The organism is Methylobacterium variabile (assembly GCF_001043975.1).
Taxonomy (GTDB): Bacteria; Pseudomonadota; Alphaproteobacteria; order Rhizobiales; family Beijerinckiaceae; genus Methylobacterium; species Methylobacterium variabile.
The window spans coordinates 1-1,172 of the sequence record NZ_LABY01000559.1; the positions used below are offsets into that span (position 1 = coordinate 1).

Consider the following 1,172-nt stretch of genomic DNA (forward strand, 5'->3'; position numbering starts at 1 on the left):
GCGATGCGCCGTGTGCGCGATGTGATCAGGATGAAGGCGGCCGGTCTGCCGAGCCGCGAGATTGCGCGACGGGTAGGAGCGGCGCCCTCGACGGTGCGGCTGGCGATCCGGCGGTTCGAGGCCGCGGGGCGGACCTGGCCGTCGCCCGACGAGCTCACGGACGCGGCCCTGGAACTCCGCCTGTCCGCCAAGACCGGCAATGGCAACCGGCAGGGTCACCGCCCCATCGCCGAAACTGATTGGACGACCGTGCACCGCGAGCTCAAGCCCAAGCACGTGACGCTGTCGATCCTGTGGGAGGAGTACATCGCCGCCGAACCCGACGGATACCGGTACTCGCGCTTCTGTGAGCTTTAACGCGCCTGGGAGGGCCGCCTGTCGGTGACGATGCGCCAGGCGCACGCAGCCGGCGACAAGCTGTTCGTCGACTATGCCGGCGACGGCGTGCCGGTGGTGGTCGATCGTCTCACCGGTGAGCGCAGAATGGCGCAGATCTTCGTCGCCGTGCTCGGCGCCTCGAGCTTTACCTACGCGCAGGCGACGTGGACGCAGGGGCTCGCCGACTGGATCAGCGCTCATGTTGGCGCCTTCGCGGCGATCGGCGGCATACCGGCGCTCCTGGTGCCTCACAACACAAAGGTCGCGGTCATAAAGGCGAGCCTGTACGACCCGCAGATCAATCGGACCTATGCGGAGATGGCGGCGCATTACGCCACCGCCATATTGCCGGCCCGGCCGCGCAAGCCGCGCGACAAGGCCAAGGTCGAGCAAGCCGTCCTGATCGTCGAGCGCTGGCTGCTCGGCCGCCTGCGTCATCGCACCTTCTACAGCCTGGCCGAGGTCAATGCGGCGATCGGCGAGCTGCTCACCAGGCTCAACGAGAAGCGGCCGATCCGGCGGCTCGGCGTGACGCGCCGCCGGCTGCTTGAGGAGGTCGATCGGCCGGCGCTCAAGCCATTGCCGGCGAGCCCCTACGTACTCGCCGAATGGCGGATCCGCCGCGTCAGCCTCGATTACCACGTCGAGGTGGAGAAGCATTACTACAGCGTCCCGCATCGCTTTGTGCGCGCCGAGGTCGAGGTGCGGTTCACTGCCCGCACCGTAGAGATCTTCCACAAGGGCGAGCGGATCGCCGCGCATCAGCGCATGAGCGGTAATCACAAACACACCAC

Annotated in this window: 1 pseudogene; it reads left to right on the forward strand. The window is 67.5% G+C overall.

Going from position 1 to position 1,172, the window contains the following annotated elements:
* Positions 1-3 precede the first annotated feature (3 nt).
* Positions 4-1,172 (forward strand): annotated as a pseudogene (istA, locus tag VQ02_RS34480) (IS21 family transposase); the annotation flags it as partial.